This window comes from Kutzneria chonburiensis (assembly GCF_028622115.1).
GTDB classification, from domain to species: domain Bacteria; phylum Actinomycetota; class Actinomycetes; order Mycobacteriales; family Pseudonocardiaceae; genus Kutzneria; species Kutzneria chonburiensis.
This window is the reverse complement of record NZ_CP097263.1, coordinates 9,856,377-9,875,568: the sequence shown is the minus strand read 5'-3', so window position 1 is coordinate 9,875,568 and position 19,192 is coordinate 9,856,377. Positions and strand designations below refer to the sequence as shown.

Genomic DNA, 19,192 nt, shown 5'->3' with positions numbered 1-19,192 from the left:
CGTTCCTTCCGCAGTAGACTCGTCAGTAGCAAGCTTCCGCAATAGTTGCAGACGCTTGATAATGTTGCACGCAAGGATTGCTGGGGCAAGCCGACGAGGAGTGAGCCGTGACACTGGCCGACGAGGACGTCCGGCGCGCGCAGGGCTGGTGCACGCTGGCGGCCCTGCACAACCGCATCGAGGACCGCCTGGAACGGGCCCTGCAGGCCTCCCACCAGCTGTCCGTCCGGGAGTACGGCGTGCTGTTGACGCTGTCCAGCCAGGTCGAGCACCACCTGCGGATGAATCAGCTGGCCGACGCCGTGGTGCTCAGCCAGTCGGCGACCACCCGGCTGGTCAACCGGCTGGAGGACCGCGGGCTGCTGCGCCGGTACCTGTGCCCCACCGACCGGCGCGGCATCTACACCGAGGTCACCGAGGACGGGTTCGCCCTGCTCGAGGCGGCCCGGCCGGTCAACGACACCGAACTGGAGAAGGCGCTGGGCGAGGCCGCCGGCAATCCCGAGTTCGCCCCGTTGGTGCGGGCCCTGTCGGCCTGACCGTCGAATCCCTGCCCGGATGGCGGCAACTGCTAGGTGCCGACTCGCGACCGGTCGTAGATTGTCCGGATGCGACGCAGGTCCGGCGAACTCGAGTCCGAGGTGCTGGCCGCGCTGTGGGCGGGCGACGGTCCGATGACGCCCGCGCAGGTGCAGGCCGAACTGGGCGGTGACCTCGCCTACACCACCGTGGTCACGATTCTGTCGCGACTGCACGAAAAAGGCGCGGCTGCACGGGAGAGGCAAGGTCGGGCGTACGCGTATTCCCCAGTCCAGGACGAACCGGGCCGGGCGGCCGGTCGGATGCGTAAGCTCCTCGACGCCGAGCCGGACCGGCGCCTTGTGCTGACCCGGTTCGTGACGGACCTGAGCCAGGAGGACGAAGTGCTGCTGCGACAACTGCTCGCGGACTCGGATGGATGACGGCGCGCTGGTGCCGCTGCTGGCGCCGATGCTGGCCTGGGCCCTGGTCCACTGCCGGTCGTGGCCGCCGAGGGCGACCAGCTGGCTGATCGCGGGGATCTGCGCGCTGCTGGCGCTGGCCAGCAGCGTGACGCTCGCCGTGACCGCCGTTTCCTCGCTGCTCAACGGTTCCGTGCTGCTCGGCTCCGTGCTCGGCACGTTGTTCCTCGCCGCGGTCCTCTCGGTCGGTGCCGCGGGTTGGCACCGGCGTCGGGCTTGGCAGATTCCCGTTGACGGGCTTGCCCTTCTGCCCGACGACGAGCCCGTCGCCTATGCCCTGCCCGGTGGCGTTGTCGTCTCCCGCGGCATGGTCCGGGCCCTGGCCGCCGACCAGCGACGTGCCCTGCTCGCCCACGAACGGGCCCACGTTTCCTTGCGGCATCACCGTTTCGTGCTCATCGTCGACCTGGCCAGCGCCGCCCAGCCCTTGCTGTGGCCGCTTCGGGACGCCGTTCGGTACACAGTGGAGCGTTGGGCCGACGAGGTCGCCGCGGCCACCACCGGTGACCGTGTGCTCACCGCCCGTGCCGTCGCCACCGCCGCCCTCGCCGCCCGCCACTCCCGGCTTTCCGTTGCCACGCTGGGCATTTCCGCCGGTCCCGTACCGCAGCGCGTCGCCGCCCTGTTGACGCCCGTCCGGCCCCGGTACCGGATTCTGGCCCTGCTCACCGTTGTCCTCGTCGGCTACGTCTTCGTCGAGGCCACCGAGGCGATTCTCGACCTCTGGCAGCTGTTCTAGGCGCCGTGACGGCGTTGCCGCTGTGCGTAACTCCTGAGCGCCCGCAGGAAATCCACTTCCCGGAAGGCCGGCCAGTACGCTTCGCAGAAGTACAGTTCCGCGTAGGCACTCTGCCACAGCAGGAAGTTCGACATCCGCTGCTCGCCGCTGGTCCTGATCACCAGATCCGGATCCGGCCGGCCCGCCGTGTACAGCCGGTCCGTGATGTCGTCCATCGTCAGCGCCGCCGCGATGTCCCTCGGACTCTTGTCCCCGTTGACGTACAGGTGTTCCCGCATTGCCTCCACGAGTTCTTGCCGTCCCCCATAGCCCACCGCCAGCGTGATGTGCCCTTTCTCCCGTGTCCGCGTCTGTTCCACCGCCCGCTTCAGCGCGTGGGCCGTGCTGTCCGGCAACACATCCAGGCTTCCCGCGATGTGCACCCGCCAGTGCTCGTTGCCCTTCGTCAGCCGCTCCGTGACGACGTCCTCGATCACGCCCATCAGGTAGGCGACCTCTTCGTCCCCGCGGCGTTGCAGGTTCTCCGCCGAGCACACGAACACCGTCACATGCTCGATTCCCGTTGCCCTGCACCACTCCAGCACGTCATCCACATGCTCCGCTCCGTAACGATGCCCCACACTCGGCGACACCATGCCCTTGTGCCGAGCCCACCGCCGGTTCCCGTCCATGATCAGCCCGATATGCCGCGGCACCGGCCCCTGCCGGACCCGCCGGCGCAGGCGATGGGTGTACAGGGCATAGACCGGTCCCGTGAGCCAAGAAGCCATACCTCCCACCGAACCAGCCAGATGTGGAGAAGCTGCGGAGGTCTTGTGAAGGTCTACGCCGGCCGGTCCTCGCTGCCGATGCGGGGGAACGGCTTGGTGGAGAAGACGACCTCCACCGGGACCTCGAAGTGCTCGGCGATGCGCAGCGCCAGGTAGAGGCTGGCGCTGTACTCGCCGCGTTCGAGGTAGCCGATGGTCTGGTAGTGCACGCCGAGCGCATCGGCCAGCTGGCGCCGGCTGATGCCGCGCTCGGCCCGCAGCATGGCGATGCGGTTGTGCACCGTCTCGGTCATCCGTGTCTCACCCAATCCGCTGCATCGCCTTCTCCCGCCGCGCGGCCACGCTGGAGCCGGACTCGCGCCGAGCCATCCGCCGGAGCACGGCGGGCGCCAGGGCCAGGCCGATCACGGCCCAGAGACCGAGCACACCGAAAGTCTCCCAGCCCCGCCACGACTGTCCGATCTCGACGGCCAGCGCGGAGTCGGGCAGCAACGCCGACCGCATCCCCAGACCCAGCCAGTACATCGGGAACGCCTGCGCGATCCACTGCACCCACACCGGCAGGATGGTGATGGGATACAGAATGCCGGACACGGCCATCAGCCCCATGATCGGCATGCTGATGAAGCCGGTCATCCGCGGACTGGAGAACACGGAGCCGAGCACCGCGCCCAGCGGCATGGTGGCGAACAGCCCGAACACCAGCACGGCGGCCAGCTTGAGCCAGCCGAGCGGCCCGGGCACGGTCACCTCGTCGAACACCACCAGCGCGTAGGTCAGCGTGATGACCAGGCTTACCAGGGTCGCGCCACTGATGAACACGATCTTGCCGATCAGGTAGGACAGCATGCCGTTGGGCACGGCCTTGGCCCGCAGCAGCGTGCCGTCCTCACGCTCGGTGCTCAACGCCTGCGACACGGTCAGCAGCCCGCTGAAGCACACGTTGGAACCGAGCACGCTGGTCACCATCAGCGTGCCGATGGACAGCCCGGCGGCCCCGGTCGGCACGGCCCGCAGGAAGGCCATGGCCACCATGAAGATCACGGTGGGCAGCAGGAACGCCACCAGGTCCTGCGTCGTGGTGAACATGTGCCGGAACTCGATGAGCCCACGGGAGAAACCGCTGCGCGCGGCGCCGGACAGCCGGTTCACCGGGCCACCTCCTCGAACTCACGCACGGCGTCGGCGGTGGAACCGGACTCGACGCCGCGCACCAGGGCCATGTAGGTGTCCTCGAGGCTGGCCCGCCGCACCTCCAGGTCGGCGATCTCGTCGCCGTGCTGGACGAAAAGCTGCCGCACGAAGTCGGTGGCCTCGGTGCTGGCATGCACGAACCGCTCGCCGCCACGGCTCCACCGCACCTCGGCGGCGGTGTTCATCCGCCGGGACAGGGCGTCGGCGGAACCGTCGGCGATCACCCGCCCGCCGGCCAGCACCAGGATCCGGTCGGCCAGCTTCTCGGCCTCGTCCAGGTCATGGGTGGTGAGCAGGATCGTGGTGTCCTCGAAGTCGGCGAGCTGGTGCACCAGGTCGTGGAAGTCGCGCCGGGCCTCGGGATCGAAGCCGACGGTCGGCTCGTCCAGGAACAGCAGCCCGGGCCGGCCGACGATGCCCACGGCGACGTCCAGCCGACGCCGCTGCCCGCCGGAGAGCCGGCTGACCCGCTGGTCGGCGTGCGCGGTGAGACCGACCCGCGCCATCAGCTCGTCCACCGGCCACGGCGTCCGATACGGCACGTAGTACGTGGCCAGGTGCGCGAGCAGCTCCCGCACCCGCCAGCGGCCGTGGTCGCGCCAGGACTGGAGCACGATGCCCAGCCCGGCGCGCCACGCCTCATCGCCGCGCGCCGGGTCCACGCCCAGTACGCTGACCTCGCCGGCCGAGCGCATCCTGAACCCCTCCAGGATCTCGATCGTCGTGGTCTTGCCCGCCCCGTTCGGTCCGAGCAGGGCGAGCACCTCCCCGGTTGGCCTGGAACGTGACCCCGGTCAGCACATCGGTCGAGCCGTAGCGCATCCGCAGGTCACGAACGTCGAGCACGTTCATGAACCCCTCCCCGTTCAACGTCTGGGACGAAATGTAGCAGACCTACTACATACCGAGGAAGGAGTACGACAGGTTCAGAGCTCCTCGTGGGTGGCGTCGACCCGCCAGTAGCCGCTGAAGGCGATCATGTTCTTGGGCACGCCGCGGTCGCCGACCAGGTGCCGCCGCAGGTCGCGCACGAGCGACGCCTCGCCGGCCAGCCAGGCATACACCGGACCGGGCGGGAACTCGGCGGCGCGCACCGCGTCTACCAGTCCATTGTGGACCCAACGCACCTCGGCGTCGCCGGGACAGGTCAGCTCCTGGATCTCGTCAGAGTCACGAACATCGATGTACGCCAATGCTTTCGCGCCGGCCGGCAGCGCCGCGAGCGAGGCGGCGATGGCCGGCAGCGCGCTCTGGTCACCGGCGAACAGCGTCCAGTCGTACGGACCGGGCTGGGCCAGCTGACTCTCCGACGGCCCGAGCAGGCCGACCACGTCGCCAGGCTCGGCGGTGGCCGCCCAGCGCGTCGCCGGGCCGTCCACGTCGTGCAGCAGGAAGTCGATGTCGATCTCGGCCGCCTCGGCCCGGTGGGCCCGCACCGAATAGGCCCGCATCCACGGCCGACGCTCCTCCGGCATCGCCAGGTACGAGCGGTACCAGCGCATCGCGTCGCCGTCCGACGGCGGCTGCGGCACCCACGGCCGCGGCTCGCCGTTGCGCCCGAAGAACAGCTTGACCTGCTGGTCCGGCGCGACGGACGCGAAGTCGGCGAGCTCGGGGCCGCCGAAGGTGAGCCGCCGCGTGCGCGGCGAGACCTGGCGCACGCGCGTGACCGTGACCAGCTTGTACTGCTTCAGCATTAGCTTAGGTTAGCCTAAGCTAATGGCAGCCCGCAGCTGGCACTCCACCGTTTCCCGATCACCGGGCGAGTAGTGGATGCGGGGCCGGCCGTCGCTGCCGCGCGTGGTGATCGCCAGGTAGCGGCCCTGCTCGGCATCCACCCAGCCGATCGGCCGACCGTCCACGACGAACGAGCCGCCGCCCAATCGCGATGCGGGCGGCGCCCCGTCGGGCGCGCCGGGCATCGGCGGCAGCAGCGCCACCAGCGTGGGCACGACCTCGCCGTGCGGCATGAAAACAAACCGGATGCCCTCATCATGCGCGGTCGCGACCAGGCCGTGCTCGCAGCCGAGCACGCCGAGCGCGGTCAGCTGCGCGTCGGCGGCCGTGCCGAACAGGCCGATCGCCGGCTCGCCGGTGGCGAACAGCGTCAGCGTGTCGCGCAGCTCGGGCGCGAACCTGTTGTCACACAACAGGCCTCGCGCGGCGAGGCTGGCGCCGACCTGCGTCCGCAGCGCCGTCCGGTCGATTCCGTTGCCGTAATACGGAAACGTGAACGGGAAGCGACGGAGCGTGAGGCCCAGCGCCTCCCCCACGGCGTCGAGCTCGGTGAAGGTGCACTCCAGTGCCACGGCCGCCATCGTCACACATGGACGGTCGAGCGCAGGCGTGACTCTTTCAGTGGTGCCCGTCCAACACGGAAATCACGTCCGTGGCGAACTGCTTGGCCTGCGGCGTGACGTCGGCCTTTCCGGTGACGGTCATGTTCACCGTGACCACTTCGAACTCGTCGTTGGTGAACGGCGACTTCGTGTACTGCACCTGCACGTAGCTGCTGGCCAGCTTCTCGTTGCTGACGCCGGAGACCTGCGCCGGCCGGCTGCCCACCTGGAACGCCGTCGGCGTGCCGATCTTGAACTGCGGCGGCCAGTCGTCCGAGGACAGCAGGACGCTGACGAAGTTGTGCGTGCCGCTGACGAAGTTGCAGCCGTAGAAGCCGGCCGGGGTGGCCGTGACCGTGCCGCCGAGGGCCTTGGTCGCCGCCGCGGACAGCGTGGGGCAGATGTCGACGTCGCCGGCCGAGCCGGCCGGGAACGGATTGTGCTTGAGGTTGCCCGATTTCAGCACGGCGAGGGCGCCCGCGGCCATGGCGTCGGCCGTCGGGCACGGGTCGGCGTCCGGAAAGGACGACGAGTTCTTGGCCTCGAGCACGATGGCCTGGCCGCCGGACAGTGTGATGCCGCGCAGGCAGCCGGTGTCCTTCTGGCCCTTGCCGGCGAAGACCGTGCGGCCGTCCTGCTGCTTGGCCGTCACCGTAACCTGAAACCTCTTCAGGTAATCGTCGGGCGAGGCCATGCTCGTCTCGGTCTGCACCGACAGCAGGAAACCGCCGGTGACCTTGGGCGGGGTGGCCGTGTCGGCCAGGATCAGGGAGTAGTAGCAGGAACCGTAGTCGCTCAGGCTGGTGTCCAGTTTGAACTTCGGCGCCATCGCCTTGAACGCGTCCTGCGGCGCGAACTGGCACACGTCCACCGTGCGCGGGTCACCCAGCTCCGACGTCGTCGCCGTGGCCCCGCCACCGGTCGACTGGTCCTGGCTCGCTCCGAGCGGTTGGGCCACGCCGGCGATCTGGGTGGCGCAGCCGGTCACGGTCAGCGCGACACAGACCAGGGCGGTGATCACGGTTTTTGTCCCCACGGCTGGGACTGTAACGCCTCACCACTGTCCAAGCAGGAGGATCGCAGAAGTCGTCGACACCACGCCGATCAGCGCGCCCACCACTGTTTGCGCCACCGTGTGCTCGCGCAGCACCACTCGCGACCAGCCCACCGCCGCCACCGCCGTGAAACCCAGGCCCCACCACGGGCTCAGCAGCGCCATGAACGCCGTGACCGCGCCGCTGCCCACCGCCGCGTGGACGCTCACCTTCCAGGCCAGCGTCACCAGGAAGAGTGGCACCAGCACCGTCATCATCGCGATCAGCGCGCCCACCAGGATCGGCGGGGCGCCCAGCAGCGCGAACAGCACGATGCAGCCGCCGACCGACACCATCACCAGCGGGATCACCACCAGGCGGGCCTGTCTCGTGCGGACATGCGGGTCCGGCCAGCTTCCGCGGGCCATGCCCAGGCGGATCACCACGCCCGGCACGACTCCCGCGAAGACCACCGCCAGCAGCGCCCAGGCCAGGCCGGCCGGTCCGCCGGTGCGCCAGCCGATCAGCACCAACCCCGCGACCACCACGTTCTTCGGGTCCAGCACGTCACTGACCGCCTTGGCGAGCCTCACCCCACCATGATCGACTCACAACCCCCGCGAGTCACGCTTAGCGTCACACCGAATGTGTGAATCTGTTTCATACATTCGGTGTGACTGTGGGCGTGACTCACCGGGGTGGTCAGGCGTCGAAGTCGATCTCCACGCGGTCCGAGGCGGGGAACGACTGGCAGGTCAGCACGAAGCCGGCCGCGACCTCCGCGGGCTCGAGGGCGAAGTTGCGCCGCATGTCGACGTCGCCACACAGCACCTTGGCCCGGCACGTGCCGCACACCCCGCCCTTGCACGCGAACGGCAGATCCGGCCGAACCCGCTGCGCGCCCTCGAGAATGGTGACGTCGCGCGGCAACACGACATCGGTGGTCCGGCCGTCGAGCTGGACACTGACCGCGGAGCTGGGCCCCTCGACGCCGGGCTCGGTGTGCCGCACGGGCTCGGGCGGCAGGTCGTCGACGAAGAACAGCTCCTGGTGCACCCGCGACCGCGGCACGCCGAGCTCGGCCAGCACGGCCTGCGCATCGGTGACCATGCCGAACGGCCCGCACAGCCACCAGTGATCAACCGCGGCGACGTCGAGCAGCGCGGGCAACAAGGCCCGAAGCTTCTCGGCGTCGAGCCGGCCGCTGAACAGCTCGGCCTCCCGCGGCTCGCGCGACAGCACATGCACGAGATCAAGGTGCTCGCGGTTGGCGTCCTTCAGGTCGGCGAGCTCGTCGGCGAACATGACGGTGTCGGTGCGACGGTTCCCGTACAGCAGCGTCGCCGAGGCCTTGCCCAACAAGGAAGATGCGATGGACAAGATCGGTGTGATGCCACTGCCGGCGGCGATCAGCACGTGATGACCGGGCACGTCAAGCTCGGGGCTGAACGAACCGGTCGGCGGCAGCACCTCGATCCGGTCACCGGGCCGGACCTCGTGCACCAGCCACGGCGAGAAGGCGCCGCCGGGAACCTCACGCACGCCGATCCGCGGCTTCGACCCGGCCGGGGCACAGATCGAATAGGACCGACGCGCCTCGATGCCGTCGATCTCCCGGCGCAGCGTCAGGGACTGCCCGGGCCGGAACGTGTACAGCTCGGTCAGCTCATCGGGCACGTCGAAGGTGACGGCGACGGCGTCGTCGCACAGTCGCTCCACATCGGACACCGTGAGCGCATGAAACGTGGTGGCCACTCAGATCTCCTTGACGTGCTCGAACGGTTCGGCGCAGGAACGGCATCGCCGCAGCGCCTTGCACGCGGTCGCGCTGAAGCCGGAAATCTCGACGGTGTCGGAACTTCCGCACTGTGGGCAGGCGACCACCCGCACGGAAGGCCCGAGCGTCAACGGAATCGGGCCACTGTTCTTACGCGGCGCGGGGCCGGGCGGGGCGATGCCGGCCTCGGCGAGCTTGCGCCGGCCGGACTCGCTGATCCAGTCGGTCGTCCACGCCGGCTCCAGCACGACCTTGATCTCCACGTCCCGATAGCCGGCCTCGTGCAGCCGGTGATCGAGGTCGTCCCGCATGGCATCCATTGCCGGACAACCGGTGTAGGTCGGCGTGATGGCCACGACGACCCGATCCCCGTTGTCCTCCACCGACCGCAGCACGCCGAGCTCGGCCAGCGTCACCATCGGCAGCTCGGGATCCGTCACGGTCTCGGCGACGGCCAGCGCGGTCACCATGTCGCACCCGGATGGGCCCGCGCCACACTCTGCATCTCGGCCAGCATCGCCGCCAACGCCTCGGTGTGCACGCCGTCGCGACCCAGAACCTCTTCAACACCAACAGATTCCGGAAGGCGCAGCCCAGAGGCGTCCAACACCTGGGCGATCACGGCGTCGAACTCGTCCCGAACCGAAGCCGGATCGACCAGGTCGGACGGATGCTCTGCGAACAATTCGCCGACATACGGCCACACGGCGTCCAACCCGTCCTGCATGCGCTCATGGGACAGCGGGGTGCCGTCGCCCAGCCGCACGACCCACTGCGCCGAGTAGTCACGGTGATACGCGACTTCCTTGACGCCCTTGGCCGCGATCGCCGCCAGCACCGGATCGGCCGCCATCACCAGACGCTGCAACAAAGCCAGCCGCCATGTGCTGAACACCAACAGCCGGGCCATGGAGAACGCGAAGTCGCCGTTGGCCAGCTCCACCAGCCGCACGTTGCGGAACTCCGGCGCGTCGCGCAGGAACGCGAAGTCGTCGTCGGACCGCTCGGTGCCGTCGGCCTTGCCGGCCCTGGTCAGCAGCAACCGGGCCTGCCCCAACAGGTCAAGGCCGATGTTGGCCAGGGCGACCTCGTCCTCCAGCTCCGGCGCCCGCGTGCACCACTCCTGCAACCGGTGTGACATCACCAGTGCGTCGTCGGCCAGCATCAGGCAGTACGCCGCCAGCCGCTCGGCGTCCACATCGGACGGAACCGTGGTGTCCACACCGGACAGTGGGTCGGCGAACCCGGTGCCGAAAGCCCACCGGGCGTCGCCATCGGAACTCAGTGCCTCGTAGGCGTTGTCGAACATGGCCGCCTGCTCACATGTGGGGGACGTCGTCGGGGATCTCGTAGAACGTCGGGTGCCGGTACACCTTGTCGCCGCTGGGCTCGAAGAACGGGTCCTTCTCGTCCGGGCTGGACGCGGTGATGTCCGCGGCCTTCACGACCCAGATGCTGACGCCCTCGTTGCGCCGGGTGTACAGGTCCCGGGCGTGGTGCACCGCCATCTCGTCGTCGGCCGCGTGCAGCGAGCCGACGTGCACGTGGTTCAGACCGCGCTTGCCGCGCACGAAAACCTCGTACAGCGGCCAACTGTTCCTGCTCATGCCACCGCCGCCTTACTCGAGTGCTTTGCCGCGTGGGCGATCGCGGCCTCACGGACCCAGTCGCCGTCCTCGTGCGCGCGTCGCCGGTTCTCGATGCGCTCGGCGTTGCACGGCCCGTCGCCGGAGATCACGCGCTTGAGTTCGCTCCAGTCGATCGCCCCGAAGTCGTAGTGTCCCCGCTCCGCGTTCCACTTCAGGTCAGGGTCGGGGAACGTGACGCCGAGCTTCTCGGCCTGAGGGACGCTCATGTCGACGAAACGTTGGCGCAGCTCGTCATTGGTGTGCCGCTTGATCTTCCACGCCATCGACTGCGCGGTGTTGGGCGAGGCGTCGTCCGGCGGGCCGAACATCATCAGCGACGGCCACCACCACCGGTTCACCGCGTCCTGCACCATGTCCCGTTGGGCCTCGGTGCCGCGCATCAGCGTGAGCAGCAGCTCGTAGCCCTGCCGCTGGTGGAACGACTCCTCCTTGCAGATACGGATCATCGCCCGTGCATACGGCCCGTAACTGCTGCGGCACAGCGGAACCTGGTTGCAGATCGCCGCGCCGTCGACCAGCCAGCCGATCACGCCGACGTCGGCGAAGGTCAGCGTGGGGTAGTTGAAGATCGACGAGTACTTCTGCCGGCCGGAGATCAGCATCTCGGTAAGCTCGCCGCGGTCCGCGCCCAGTGTCTCGGCCGCCGAGTACAGGTACAGCCCGTGCCCGGCCTCGTCCTGCACCTTGGCCAGCAGAATCGCCTTGCGCCGCAAGGAAGGCGCGCGGGTGATCCAGTTGCCCTCCGGCTGCATGCCGATGATCTCGGAGTGCGCGTGCTGCGCGATCTGCCGGATCATCGTCTTGCGGTAGCCGTCGGGCACCCAGTCCCGCGGCTCGATCCGGTGGTCGGCCGCGATGGTCGCCTCGAAATGGTGTTCCAGGTCAGACATTTTTCGCCACCAGGGTCAGCACGTCGTACTTGGCGACCGAGTCGCCGTTCTGGTTGGTCACGTCCGCGTCCCAGCGGACCTCGCCGTAGTCGTTGGCCTCGCGCGGGGTGATCTGCTTGGCCGTCAAGGTCACGGTCAGCTCGTCGTCCGGGTTGACCGGGGTCAGGAAGCGCAGGTTCTCCAGGCCGTAGTTGGCCAGCACCGGGCCGGGCTCGGGCGACACGAACAGGCCGGCCGCGAACGAGACGATCAGGTAGCCGTGGGCCACCCGGCCCTCGAAGAACGGGTTGGCCCTGGCCGCTTCCTCGTCCATGTGGGCGTAGAAGGTGTCGCCGGTGAACTCGGCGAAGTGCTCGATGTCGGCCAGCGTCACCGGCCGCGGCCCGGCCACCACGGTGTCGCCGATCCTCAGCTCCGCCAACGACTTCCGGAACGGGTGCACGCCGTCGACGTTGCGATCGGCGCCGGGCACCCACCGGCCGGTGATCGCGCTGAGCACCTTCGGGCTGGCCTGGATCGCGGTGCGCTGCATGTGGTGCAGCACGCCGCGGATGCCGCCCATCTCCTCGCCGCCGCCGGCCCGGCCGGGGCCGCCGTGCACGAGCATCGGCAGCGGCGAGCCGTGGCCGGTGGACTCCTTGGCGTCGTCGGCGTCCAGCACGAGCAGGCGACCGTGCCACGGGGCGACGCCCAGCACCACGTCCCGCGCGAACTCGGCGTCGCCGGTGACGATCGAGCCGACCAGGCTGCCCTGGCCGCGCGCCGCCAGCTCGACGACCTGCTCGGTCGAGGTGTACGGCATCAGCGTGCTGACCGGGCCGAACGCCTCGACCTCGTGCGGCTGGGGCAGGTCGGCGTCGTCGGCGCGGAGCAGGACGGGTGACATGAAAGCGCCCTTGGTGGCGTCGGCGTCCACCAACTCCACGTTGTCGACGTCGCCGAACACCACGCGGCCGGCCTCCAGCAGGCCCTTCAGCGAGCGCCGGACCTCCTCGCGCTGCTCGAGGCTGGCCAGCGCGCCCATCCGCACGCCCTCGGCCAGCGGGTTGCCGATCTTGACCTTGGCCAGCCGCTCGGACGCCGCCTCGGCCACCGCGTCGATCAGCTCGGCCGGCACGAAGGCGCGGCGGATGGCCGTGCACTTCTGGCCTGCCTTCACGGTCATCTCGCTGACCAGCTGCTTCACGTACAGGTCGAACTCGGTGGTGCCGGGCGTGGCGTCCGGGCCGAGGATCGAGCAGTTCAGCGAGTCGGCCTCGGCGTTGAACCGTACCGACCGGTTCACCACGACCGGGTGCGTCCGGAGCCGCTGGGCCGTCGACGCGGAGCCGGTGAAGCCGACCAGGTCCTGCTCGGTCAGGTGGTCGAGCAGGTCGCCGGCGCTGCCCGCGACGAACTGCAGCGAGCCCTCGGGCAGCAGCCCGGACTCGATGATCAGCTCGACCATGCGGGCGGTCAGGTAGGCGGTCTGGCTGGCCGGCTTGATCAGCGACGGCACACCGGCGACGAAGGCCGGCGCGAACTTCTCCAGCGGGCCCCACATCGGGAAGTTGAACGCGTTGATCTGCACGGCCACGCCGCGCAGCGGCGTGTGGATGTGCTGGCCGAGGAAGGTGCCGGTCTTGCCGAGCGGCTCGAGGTCGCCGTCGACGTGGACCTTGGCGTTGGGCAGCTCGCGGCGGCCCTTGCTGGAGTAGCTGAACAGCACGCCGATGCCGCCGTCGATGTCGACCATCGAGTCGGTCTTGGTGGCGCCGGTGCGCGCGGACAGCGCGTACAGCTCCTCGCGGTGCTCGCGAAGCAGGGAGGCCGTGGCCTTGAGCAGGGCGGCGCGCTGGTGGAACGTCAGCTCGCGCAGCGCCGGGCCGCCCACCCGGCGGCCGTGCTCAAGCGCGGCGGCGAAGTCGACACCCGCCGAGGAGATCGTGGCGACCTCCTCACCGGTCACCGCGTCGTGCAGCGGCTGGCCGTCGACCGTCGGCGTGTGCCACCGGCCGTTGACATAGCTGCGCAGCAGAGCCATCTCAGCACCTCTCGCGACCGAATTACTGACCGTCCGTTCGTTAACATGCTAGCGTGCGTGCATGGATGGGGAAACCGTGTCGCTCGACGTCGACGGAGCAGTCGCGACCATCACCCTGGACGCGCAGGCCACCCGCAACGCACTCACCGTGTCGATGAAGGAAGCGCTGCTGGCCGCCGTGCGGCGGGTCGCCGCCGACGACTCGGTCCGCGCAGTTGTACTCACCGGTTCAGGACGGGCCTTCTGCGCAGGTCAGGACCTGGCCGAGCACGCCGCGGCGCTGCGGGCCGACCCCGCGACCGCGCTGGACACCGTCGGTGACCACTACAACCCGCTCGTGCTGGCACTGACCGGCATGGCCAAGCCGGTGCTCGCCGCCGTGAACGGCACCTGCGTCGGCGCCGGGTTGGGCCTGGCCCTGGCCTGCGACCTGCGGATCGCCGCCGCATCGGCCAAGTTCGCCACCGCCTTCACCGGCATCGGCCTGACCTGCGACTCCGGCCTGTCGGCAACGCTCGCGCGGGCCGTCGGCGCCGCCCGGGCCAGCGAGCTCGTGCTGCTCGGGCAGCCGTTCACCGCCGCTCAGGCGCTGGAGTGGGGCGTGGTCGGGCGGGTCGTGTCGGACGAATCCTTCACCGACGAGGTTCGCGCGTTGGCCACGAAGCTCGCGAATGGGCCAACCGTGGCGTTTGCGGCAGCGAAAGCGGCGTTGCTGGCGAGCTTCCAGCCGCCGCTGGCCGACGTGCTGGCCGCGGAGGCGGCGGCCCAGACCGCGCTCGGCCTGACCGCCGACCACCAGGGCGCCGTGGAGTCGTTCCTGGCCAAGCAGCCGGTCGTCTTCCACGGCCGGTAGTCAGTTCCAGGGGTAGAAGCCCTGCCCCGACTTGCGGCCCAGTTCGCCCCGCTCCACCTTGTCCCGCAACAGCTTCGGCGGGGCGAACCGGTCGCCCAGCGTGCGCTCCAGGTACTCGGCGATGGCCAGCCGCACGTCGAGGCCGACCAGGTCGGTCGAGCGCAGCGGGCCCATCGGGTGGCCGTAGCCCAGCTCCATCGCCCGGTCGATGGACTCGGCGTCGGTGACGCCCTCCTCCAGCATCCGGATCGCCTCAAGGCCGAGCATCACGCCCAGCCGGCTGGTGGCGAAGCCCGGCGAGTCGCGCACGACCACGTCCGCCTTGCCCAGCAGCCGCACCCACTCCAGGGCCTTGTCCCGCACGTCGTCACGGGTGTTGGGGCCCAGCACGATCTCCACCAGCTTGGACACCGGTACCGGGTTGAAGAAGTGCATGCCCACGAACCGGCCCGGATGCACCAGCACGGCGCCCAGCTCGCCGATCGACAGCGAGCTGGTGTTCGTGGCCACCACGGTGTTCGTGGAAACGGCCAACTCGACCGCCGTGAGGACACGGACCTTCAGCTCCGGGGCCTCCGGAACCGCCTCGACGACGAGGTCCGCGTTCATCGGCAGCGACGGGATGTCCGTGACGAACTCGACGCGCGAGAGCACCTGGCTCGGCGTGCCGTCCAGCTTGCCGCGTTCGGCGGCGCGCCGCAGACCCGTCTCCACCCTCGTCAACGCGGCCTTGGCGGCGATCGCGTCGCTCTCCACCACCGTCACGTCGGCGCCGACCGCCGCGAACACCTGGGCGATGCCGGACCCCATCCGGCCGCCGCCCACCACACCGATCTGCACGTCAGACCCTTTCCACGAGCATCGCCACGCCCTGACCGACCCCGACGCACAACGTAGCCAGGCCACGCCGGCCGCGCTCGCGTTCCAGCCGTCCCAACAGGGTGACGACCAGGCGTGCACCCGAACAGCCCAGCGGATGGCCGAGCGCGATGGCGCCGCCGTCGGCGTTGACCTTCTCCTCGTCCAGCTTGAGCCGACGCATGACCGCCAGGCTCTGCACCGCGAACGCTTCGTTCAGCTCGACCGCGTCCAGGTCGTCGATGCGGAGTCCGGTGCGGGACAACAGTTTCTCCGTCGCCGGGACCGGTCCGAGGCCCATCACGGGCGGGGCGACGCCGGCCGAGGCGCTGGCGATCACCCGGGCTCGCGGGGTGAGGCTATGGGCCTTGACCGCTGCCTCGCTGGCCAGCACCAACGCCGCCGCGCCGTCGGACAGCGGCGACGACGAGCCGGCCGTGACCACGCCGTCCTTGCGGAACACCGTCTTCAGCGCGGCCAGTTTGTCCATTGTGGTCGACGGGCGCGGGCCTTCGTCGGTGGCGAAGTCGCCGACCGGCACGATCTCCTTGGTGAAGTGGCCTTTTTCGATGGCTTGTACGGCCTTTTGGTGGCTGCGCAGGGCAAAAGCGTCGCTGTCCTCGCGGCTGACGCCGTCCAGGGCCGCGACCTCCTCGGCCGTCTCCCCCATCGACAGCGTGGTCTGCTTGTCGTAGCGGGGATTGGTGAACCGCCAGCCCAGCGACGTGTCGCTCACCTCGCCCGGGCGGGCCCACGGCGTGCCCGGCTTGGCCATCACCCACGGCGCGCGGGTCATCGACTCCACACCGCCGGCCACGACCACATCCGCCTCACCGGCGCGGATCGCCTGCGCCGCTGAGGCGATCGCCGTCAAACCACTGGCACACAGGCGATTCACCGTGTAGCCGGGCACGTGCTCCGGCAGTCCGGCCAGCAGGACCGCCATCCGGGCCACGTTGCGGTTGTCCTCGCCGGCCTGGTTGGCCGCGCCGAGGATCACTTCGTCGATCACGTCCGGCGCGATGTCCGCCCGTCGCACCGCCTCGGCCACGGTCAGCGCGGCCAGGTCGTCCGGGCGCACCTTGGCCAGCGCGCCGCCGTAACGGCCCTGCGCGGTGCGCACTCCGTCGACCAGGAACACTTCCGGCATGGCGGCTCTCCTTCGGGCGTCAGCACGCTATTATTAACCGGCCATTCGGTCAGTTCGCAAGGGTGGGAGGCACCGTGGAGGCAGCGCCACGCCGGGGTCGGCCCGGCTACGACCAGGAGTCGCTGCTGGCCGTCGCGGTGAAGGTGTTCAACGAGCGCGGGTACGAGGCCACCTCGATGGAGGAGCTGTCGCGCAAGCTCGGCATCACCAAGTCCGCCATCTACCACCACGTCAGCAGCAAGGAAGAGCTGCTGCGGCTGGCCATGGACCGTGCGCTGGACGGCTTGTTCGCAGTTGCCGACGAGGCTCACTCGATGGACGGGCGGGCCATCGACCGGCTGGAGCATCTTGTGCGGGGCAGCGTCGGCGTGCTGCTCGACCGGCTGCCGTTCGTCACCCTGCTGCTGCGGGCCCGGGGCAACACCCGCATCGAGCGCGCCGCCGTCGCCCGGCGCAAGGAGTTCGACCGGCTCGTCACCGACCTCGTCAAGCAGGCCGAGGCCGAGGGTGACGTTCGGCCCGATGTTGACCCCGCCGTGACCGCCCGGCTGCTGTTCGGCATGGTCAACTCGCTGATCGAGTGGTACCGCCCCCGCTCCGGCGCCTCGATCGCTGACGCTGTGTGCACAATCGCCTTCGACGGGTTGCGAACCCGGTAGCCCAATCGGACGTTGCGGCCCTTTTCGCCGCGCCACCATACTGAACCTCGGCAAGTGGTCTATACCACTTCGGCCGCCGCGCCTGATTCCCTGCCGACCCTTGGGGGTTGCTTCATGCGCACCAGGTTCGCCTTGCTCGCCGCACTGGTCGTCGCCCTGCCCGTACTGTTGGCCGGCGTCGCCTCGGCGCACGGCTACACCACCAACCCCGTGAGCCGCTCTTCGTTGTGCGCTCAGGGGAAAGTCAAGAACTGCGGCGACATCCAGTACGAGCCCCAGTCCGTCGAGGGCCCCAAGAACTTCCCCGCCGCCGGTCCGGCCGACGGCAAGATCTGCGCCGGCGGCATCTCCCGCTTCGCCCAGCTCGACGACCCCCGTGGCGGCACCTGGCCCGCCACCCCGCTCACCTCCGGCGCCTCCTACACGTTCACCTGGCACTTCACCGCCATCCACGCCACCACCGATTTCCGCTACTTCATCACCAACGACAACTGGGACCCCATCAAGCCCCTCACCCGGGCCCAGCTCAACCTGACGCCTTTCCTCGTCTCCAACTGGGGCGGCCAGCGCCCTTCCGGTGACGTCTCCATCAAGGGCACGCTGCCGGCGCACAAGACCGGCCGCCACCTCATCCTCGGCGTCTGGGACATCGCCGACACCGGCAACGCGTTCTACTCCTGCGCCGACGTCACCTTCTGACGCCGGTAGTGGCTCCTGCCCGACACCCCTGCCGTCGAGCAGGAGCCACTCTTACTTCGGGCCGTTGAGGATCTTCATGGCGGCGTTGTGACCGGGGATGCCGGAGACGCCGCCGCCGCGCTGGGCGCCGGCGCCGCAGAGGAGGATGCGGGGGTGGGCGGTTTCGACGCCCCACGAGCCGGGGGAATCGTCGCTGTACGGCCAAGTCAGGTCACGGTGGAAGATGTGGCCGCCGGGCAGACCCAGGGAGTCCTGGAGGTCGAGCGGGGTCTTGGCCTCGATACACGGACGGCCGGAAGGGTCGAGGTAGAGGCAATCCTCGATGGGCTCGGCGAGGACGTGGTTGAGGAAGCCAAAGTGGCGGAAAGGGCCTGGTCACGCGCGGCGGAGTTGTCGGCGACGAAGAGGCGGGCGGGCATGTGCAGCCCGAAGAGGGTGAGGGTGTGGGCGCCGGGCTCGCCGACGATGGAGGGGTCGGTGAGGGAATGGCAGTAGATCTCGCACGGGGGAAGCGACGGGATGCGGCCAGCGGCGGCCTCGGAAAAGGCCTGGGAGAGCTGGGAATACGACTCGTTGACGTGGAAGGTGCCGCCGAAGGCGTCGCGCGGGTCGACGGAGGAGTCGCGAAGCCTGGGTAGGCGGCGGAGGATCATGTTGACCTTGAGCTGGGCGCCTTCGGCGGGCTCGGGGACGTCGCCGAGCAGGCGGGCGAGTTCGGCGGGCGAGGCGTTGACGAGGACATGGTCGCCCTGGACGATGTGGGCGGAATCGCCGGCAGTGTAATGGACTTCGCCGTCGGGGGTGATGGAGGTGACGGTCGCGCCGGTGCGGATCTGGGCGCCGGCGGAGCGGGCGGCGTGCTCCAGGGCGGCGGTGACGGAACCCATGCCGCCGACGGGCACATCCCAGTCACCGGTGCCGTTTCCGATGACGTGATAAAGGAAACAGCGGTTCTGGCGCAGCAAAGGGTCATCGGCGGCGGCGAAGGTGCCGATGAGGGCGTCGGTGAGCACGACGCCGCGGACGGTGTCGTCACGGAAGGTGCGCTCGATGACGTGACTGAGGGGTTCCTCGAACAACGCCTGCCAAGCTTCGTCATCGTCGATACGGGCACGCAGGGAAGCCTTGCTGGGCAAGGGCTCGGTCAGCGTGGGGAACACGCGTTCGGCGACACGGGCGGTCATGGCGTAGAAACGTTGCCAAGCGGCGAAGTCAGCCTGATCCACAAAGGACTGTGAGGTGCGGGACGGGTCTTCGGTGTCGATGAGCAGGCCGTGGTCGCCGACGGGGGTGTACGACGACATCCGACGGCGGAGCAAGGTGATCGGCAGGTCGAGATCGGCGATCACCTTGCGCGGCAACAAGCTCACCAGGTACGAGTAGCGCGACAGCCGGACGTCGACACCGGGGAAGGCTTGGAACGACACGGCGGCGCCACCGACCGAATCGAGCCGTTCCAGCACCTGCACGGACTTCCCGGCCCGGGCCAGATAGGCCGCGGCCACCAGGCCGTTGTGCCCACCACCGACAATGACGACATCCACGAGATCACTCAAT

At 69.4% G+C, this 19,192-nt stretch carries 21 protein-coding genes and 2 pseudogenes; 6 read left to right on the top strand and 17 right to left on the bottom strand.

Annotation, left to right across the window (positions count from 1 at the left end):
- Nucleotides 1-107: 107 nt before the first annotated feature.
- The 3 genes from M3Q35_RS45980 (at nucleotide 108) to M3Q35_RS45970 (ending at nucleotide 1,740) form a co-directional block, all read left to right on the top strand.
- The gene (locus tag M3Q35_RS45980; protein ID WP_273938911.1) at nucleotides 108-539 is read left to right on the top strand and encodes a MarR family winged helix-turn-helix transcriptional regulator; all 432 of its coding nucleotides are present in this window, start codon (nucleotides 108-110) and stop codon (nucleotides 537-539) included.
- A gap of 69 nt (nucleotides 540-608) precedes the next feature.
- A complete protein-coding gene (locus M3Q35_RS45975) occupies nucleotides 609-962 on the top strand; it encodes a BlaI/MecI/CopY family transcriptional regulator (protein WP_273938910.1) in 354 nt (117 codons plus the stop codon).
- Nucleotides 955-1,740, top strand: coding sequence for a M56 family metallopeptidase (locus M3Q35_RS45970; RefSeq protein ID WP_273938909.1), 786 nt, complete (start codon nucleotides 955-957; stop codon nucleotides 1,738-1,740). Before M3Q35_RS45975 ends, M3Q35_RS45970 begins: the two co-directional genes overlap by 8 nt.
- Here the strand turns inward: M3Q35_RS45970 and uppS are convergent.
- The 14 genes and pseudogenes from uppS to paaZ form a co-directional block, all read right to left on the bottom strand.
- Nucleotides 1,737-2,510: a polyprenyl diphosphate synthase gene (gene uppS, locus M3Q35_RS45965; protein WP_273938908.1), complete on the bottom strand. Its 774-nt coding sequence runs from the start codon at nucleotides 2,508-2,510 to the stop codon at nucleotides 1,737-1,739. The genes M3Q35_RS45970 and uppS overlap by 4 nt on opposite strands.
- Nucleotides 2,511-2,563: 53 nt before the next feature.
- On the bottom strand, nucleotides 2,564-2,803 hold the full coding sequence (locus tag M3Q35_RS45960) for a helix-turn-helix transcriptional regulator (RefSeq protein ID WP_273938907.1): 240 nt from the start codon (nucleotides 2,801-2,803) through the stop codon (nucleotides 2,564-2,566).
- A gap of 7 nt (nucleotides 2,804-2,810) precedes the next feature.
- Complete coding sequence (locus M3Q35_RS45955) at nucleotides 2,811-3,662, bottom strand: ABC transporter permease (RefSeq protein WP_273938906.1); 852 nt, start codon at nucleotides 3,660-3,662, stop codon at nucleotides 2,811-2,813.
- Nucleotides 3,659-4,556, bottom strand: a pseudogene (locus M3Q35_RS45950) (ABC transporter ATP-binding protein). Before M3Q35_RS45950 ends, M3Q35_RS45955 begins: the two are co-directional and overlap by 4 nt.
- Nucleotides 4,557-4,630: 74 nt before the next feature.
- Nucleotides 4,631-5,401, bottom strand: coding sequence for a siderophore-interacting protein (locus tag M3Q35_RS45945; protein WP_273938905.1), 771 nt, complete (start codon nucleotides 5,399-5,401; stop codon nucleotides 4,631-4,633).
- Nucleotides 5,402-5,410: 9 nt separating this feature from the next.
- Nucleotides 5,411-6,022 (bottom strand): ESX secretion-associated protein EspG, encoded by a 612-nt coding sequence (locus M3Q35_RS45940; RefSeq protein WP_273944723.1) that lies wholly within the window; start codon nucleotides 6,020-6,022, stop codon nucleotides 5,411-5,413.
- 37 nt (nucleotides 6,023-6,059) lie between these two features.
- Nucleotides 6,060-7,079: a hypothetical protein gene (locus tag M3Q35_RS45935; protein ID WP_273938903.1), complete on the bottom strand. Its 1,020-nt coding sequence runs from the start codon at nucleotides 7,077-7,079 to the stop codon at nucleotides 6,060-6,062.
- Between the two features lie 18 nt (nucleotides 7,080-7,097).
- On the bottom strand, nucleotides 7,098-7,670 hold the full coding sequence (locus tag M3Q35_RS45930; protein ID WP_273938902.1) for a hypothetical protein: 573 nt from the start codon (nucleotides 7,668-7,670) through the stop codon (nucleotides 7,098-7,100).
- A 109-nt stretch (nucleotides 7,671-7,779) separates the two neighbouring features.
- Entirely contained in the window at nucleotides 7,780-8,832 is a 1,053-nt protein-coding gene (gene paaE / locus M3Q35_RS45925; RefSeq protein WP_273938900.1) for a 1,2-phenylacetyl-CoA epoxidase subunit PaaE, read from the bottom strand.
- Nucleotides 8,833-9,324 (bottom strand): 1,2-phenylacetyl-CoA epoxidase subunit PaaD, encoded by a 492-nt coding sequence (gene paaD / locus M3Q35_RS45920; RefSeq protein ID WP_273938899.1) that lies wholly within the window; start codon nucleotides 9,322-9,324, stop codon nucleotides 8,833-8,835.
- Nucleotides 9,318-10,163 (bottom strand): 1,2-phenylacetyl-CoA epoxidase subunit PaaC, encoded by an 846-nt coding sequence (gene paaC / locus M3Q35_RS45915; protein ID WP_273938898.1) that lies wholly within the window; start codon nucleotides 10,161-10,163, stop codon nucleotides 9,318-9,320. Before paaC ends, paaD begins: the two co-directional genes overlap by 7 nt.
- A 10-nt stretch (nucleotides 10,164-10,173) precedes the next feature.
- Nucleotides 10,174-10,461: a 1,2-phenylacetyl-CoA epoxidase subunit PaaB gene (paaB, locus tag M3Q35_RS45910; protein WP_211762439.1), complete on the bottom strand. Its 288-nt coding sequence runs from the start codon at nucleotides 10,459-10,461 to the stop codon at nucleotides 10,174-10,176.
- Complete coding sequence (gene paaA / locus M3Q35_RS45905; RefSeq protein ID WP_273938897.1) at nucleotides 10,458-11,393, bottom strand: 1,2-phenylacetyl-CoA epoxidase subunit PaaA; 936 nt, start codon at nucleotides 11,391-11,393, stop codon at nucleotides 10,458-10,460. Before paaA ends, paaB begins: the two co-directional genes overlap by 4 nt.
- Nucleotides 11,386-13,416 carry a phenylacetic acid degradation bifunctional protein PaaZ gene (gene paaZ, locus M3Q35_RS45900; protein WP_273938896.1) on the bottom strand — a complete coding sequence of 677 codons (2,031 nt, stop codon included), beginning with the start codon at nucleotides 13,414-13,416 and terminating at the stop codon, nucleotides 11,386-11,388. The genes paaA and paaZ overlap by 8 nt, the downstream gene beginning before the upstream one ends.
- Nucleotides 13,417-13,477: 61 nt before the next feature.
- On the opposite strand from paaZ, the gene M3Q35_RS45895 reads away from it, so the two are divergent.
- Entirely contained in the window at nucleotides 13,478-14,269 is a 792-nt protein-coding gene (locus tag M3Q35_RS45895) for an enoyl-CoA hydratase/isomerase family protein (protein ID WP_273938895.1), read from the top strand.
- Here the strand turns inward: M3Q35_RS45895 and M3Q35_RS45890 are convergent, their stop codons facing one another.
- Nucleotides 14,270-15,109 carry a 3-hydroxyacyl-CoA dehydrogenase family protein gene (locus M3Q35_RS45890; RefSeq protein ID WP_273938894.1) on the bottom strand — a complete coding sequence of 280 codons (840 nt, stop codon included), beginning with the start codon at nucleotides 15,107-15,109 and terminating at the stop codon, nucleotides 14,270-14,272.
- Nucleotide 15,110: 1 nt separating this feature from the next.
- Nucleotides 15,111-16,277: a thiolase family protein gene (locus M3Q35_RS45885; protein WP_273938893.1), complete on the bottom strand. Its 1,167-nt coding sequence runs from the start codon at nucleotides 16,275-16,277 to the stop codon at nucleotides 15,111-15,113.
- Between the two features lie 74 nt (nucleotides 16,278-16,351).
- Here M3Q35_RS45885 and M3Q35_RS45880 point away from each other — a divergent pair, with 74 nt between their 5' ends.
- Together M3Q35_RS45880 and M3Q35_RS45875 are read left to right on the top strand one after the other, a co-directional pair.
- Nucleotides 16,352-16,936, top strand: a complete 585-nt coding sequence (locus M3Q35_RS45880) for a TetR/AcrR family transcriptional regulator (RefSeq protein ID WP_273938892.1) — start codon at nucleotides 16,352-16,354, stop codon at nucleotides 16,934-16,936.
- 114 nt (nucleotides 16,937-17,050) lie between these two features.
- Nucleotides 17,051-17,635, top strand: coding sequence for a lytic polysaccharide monooxygenase auxiliary activity family 9 protein (locus M3Q35_RS45875; protein ID WP_273938891.1), 585 nt, complete (start codon nucleotides 17,051-17,053; stop codon nucleotides 17,633-17,635).
- Nucleotides 17,636-17,686: 51 nt separating this feature from the next.
- On the opposite strand, the pseudogene M3Q35_RS45870 reads toward M3Q35_RS45875, so the two are convergent.
- Nucleotides 17,687-19,191, bottom strand: a pseudogene (locus M3Q35_RS45870) (phytoene desaturase family protein).
- Nucleotide 19,192: the final 1 nt, after the last annotated feature.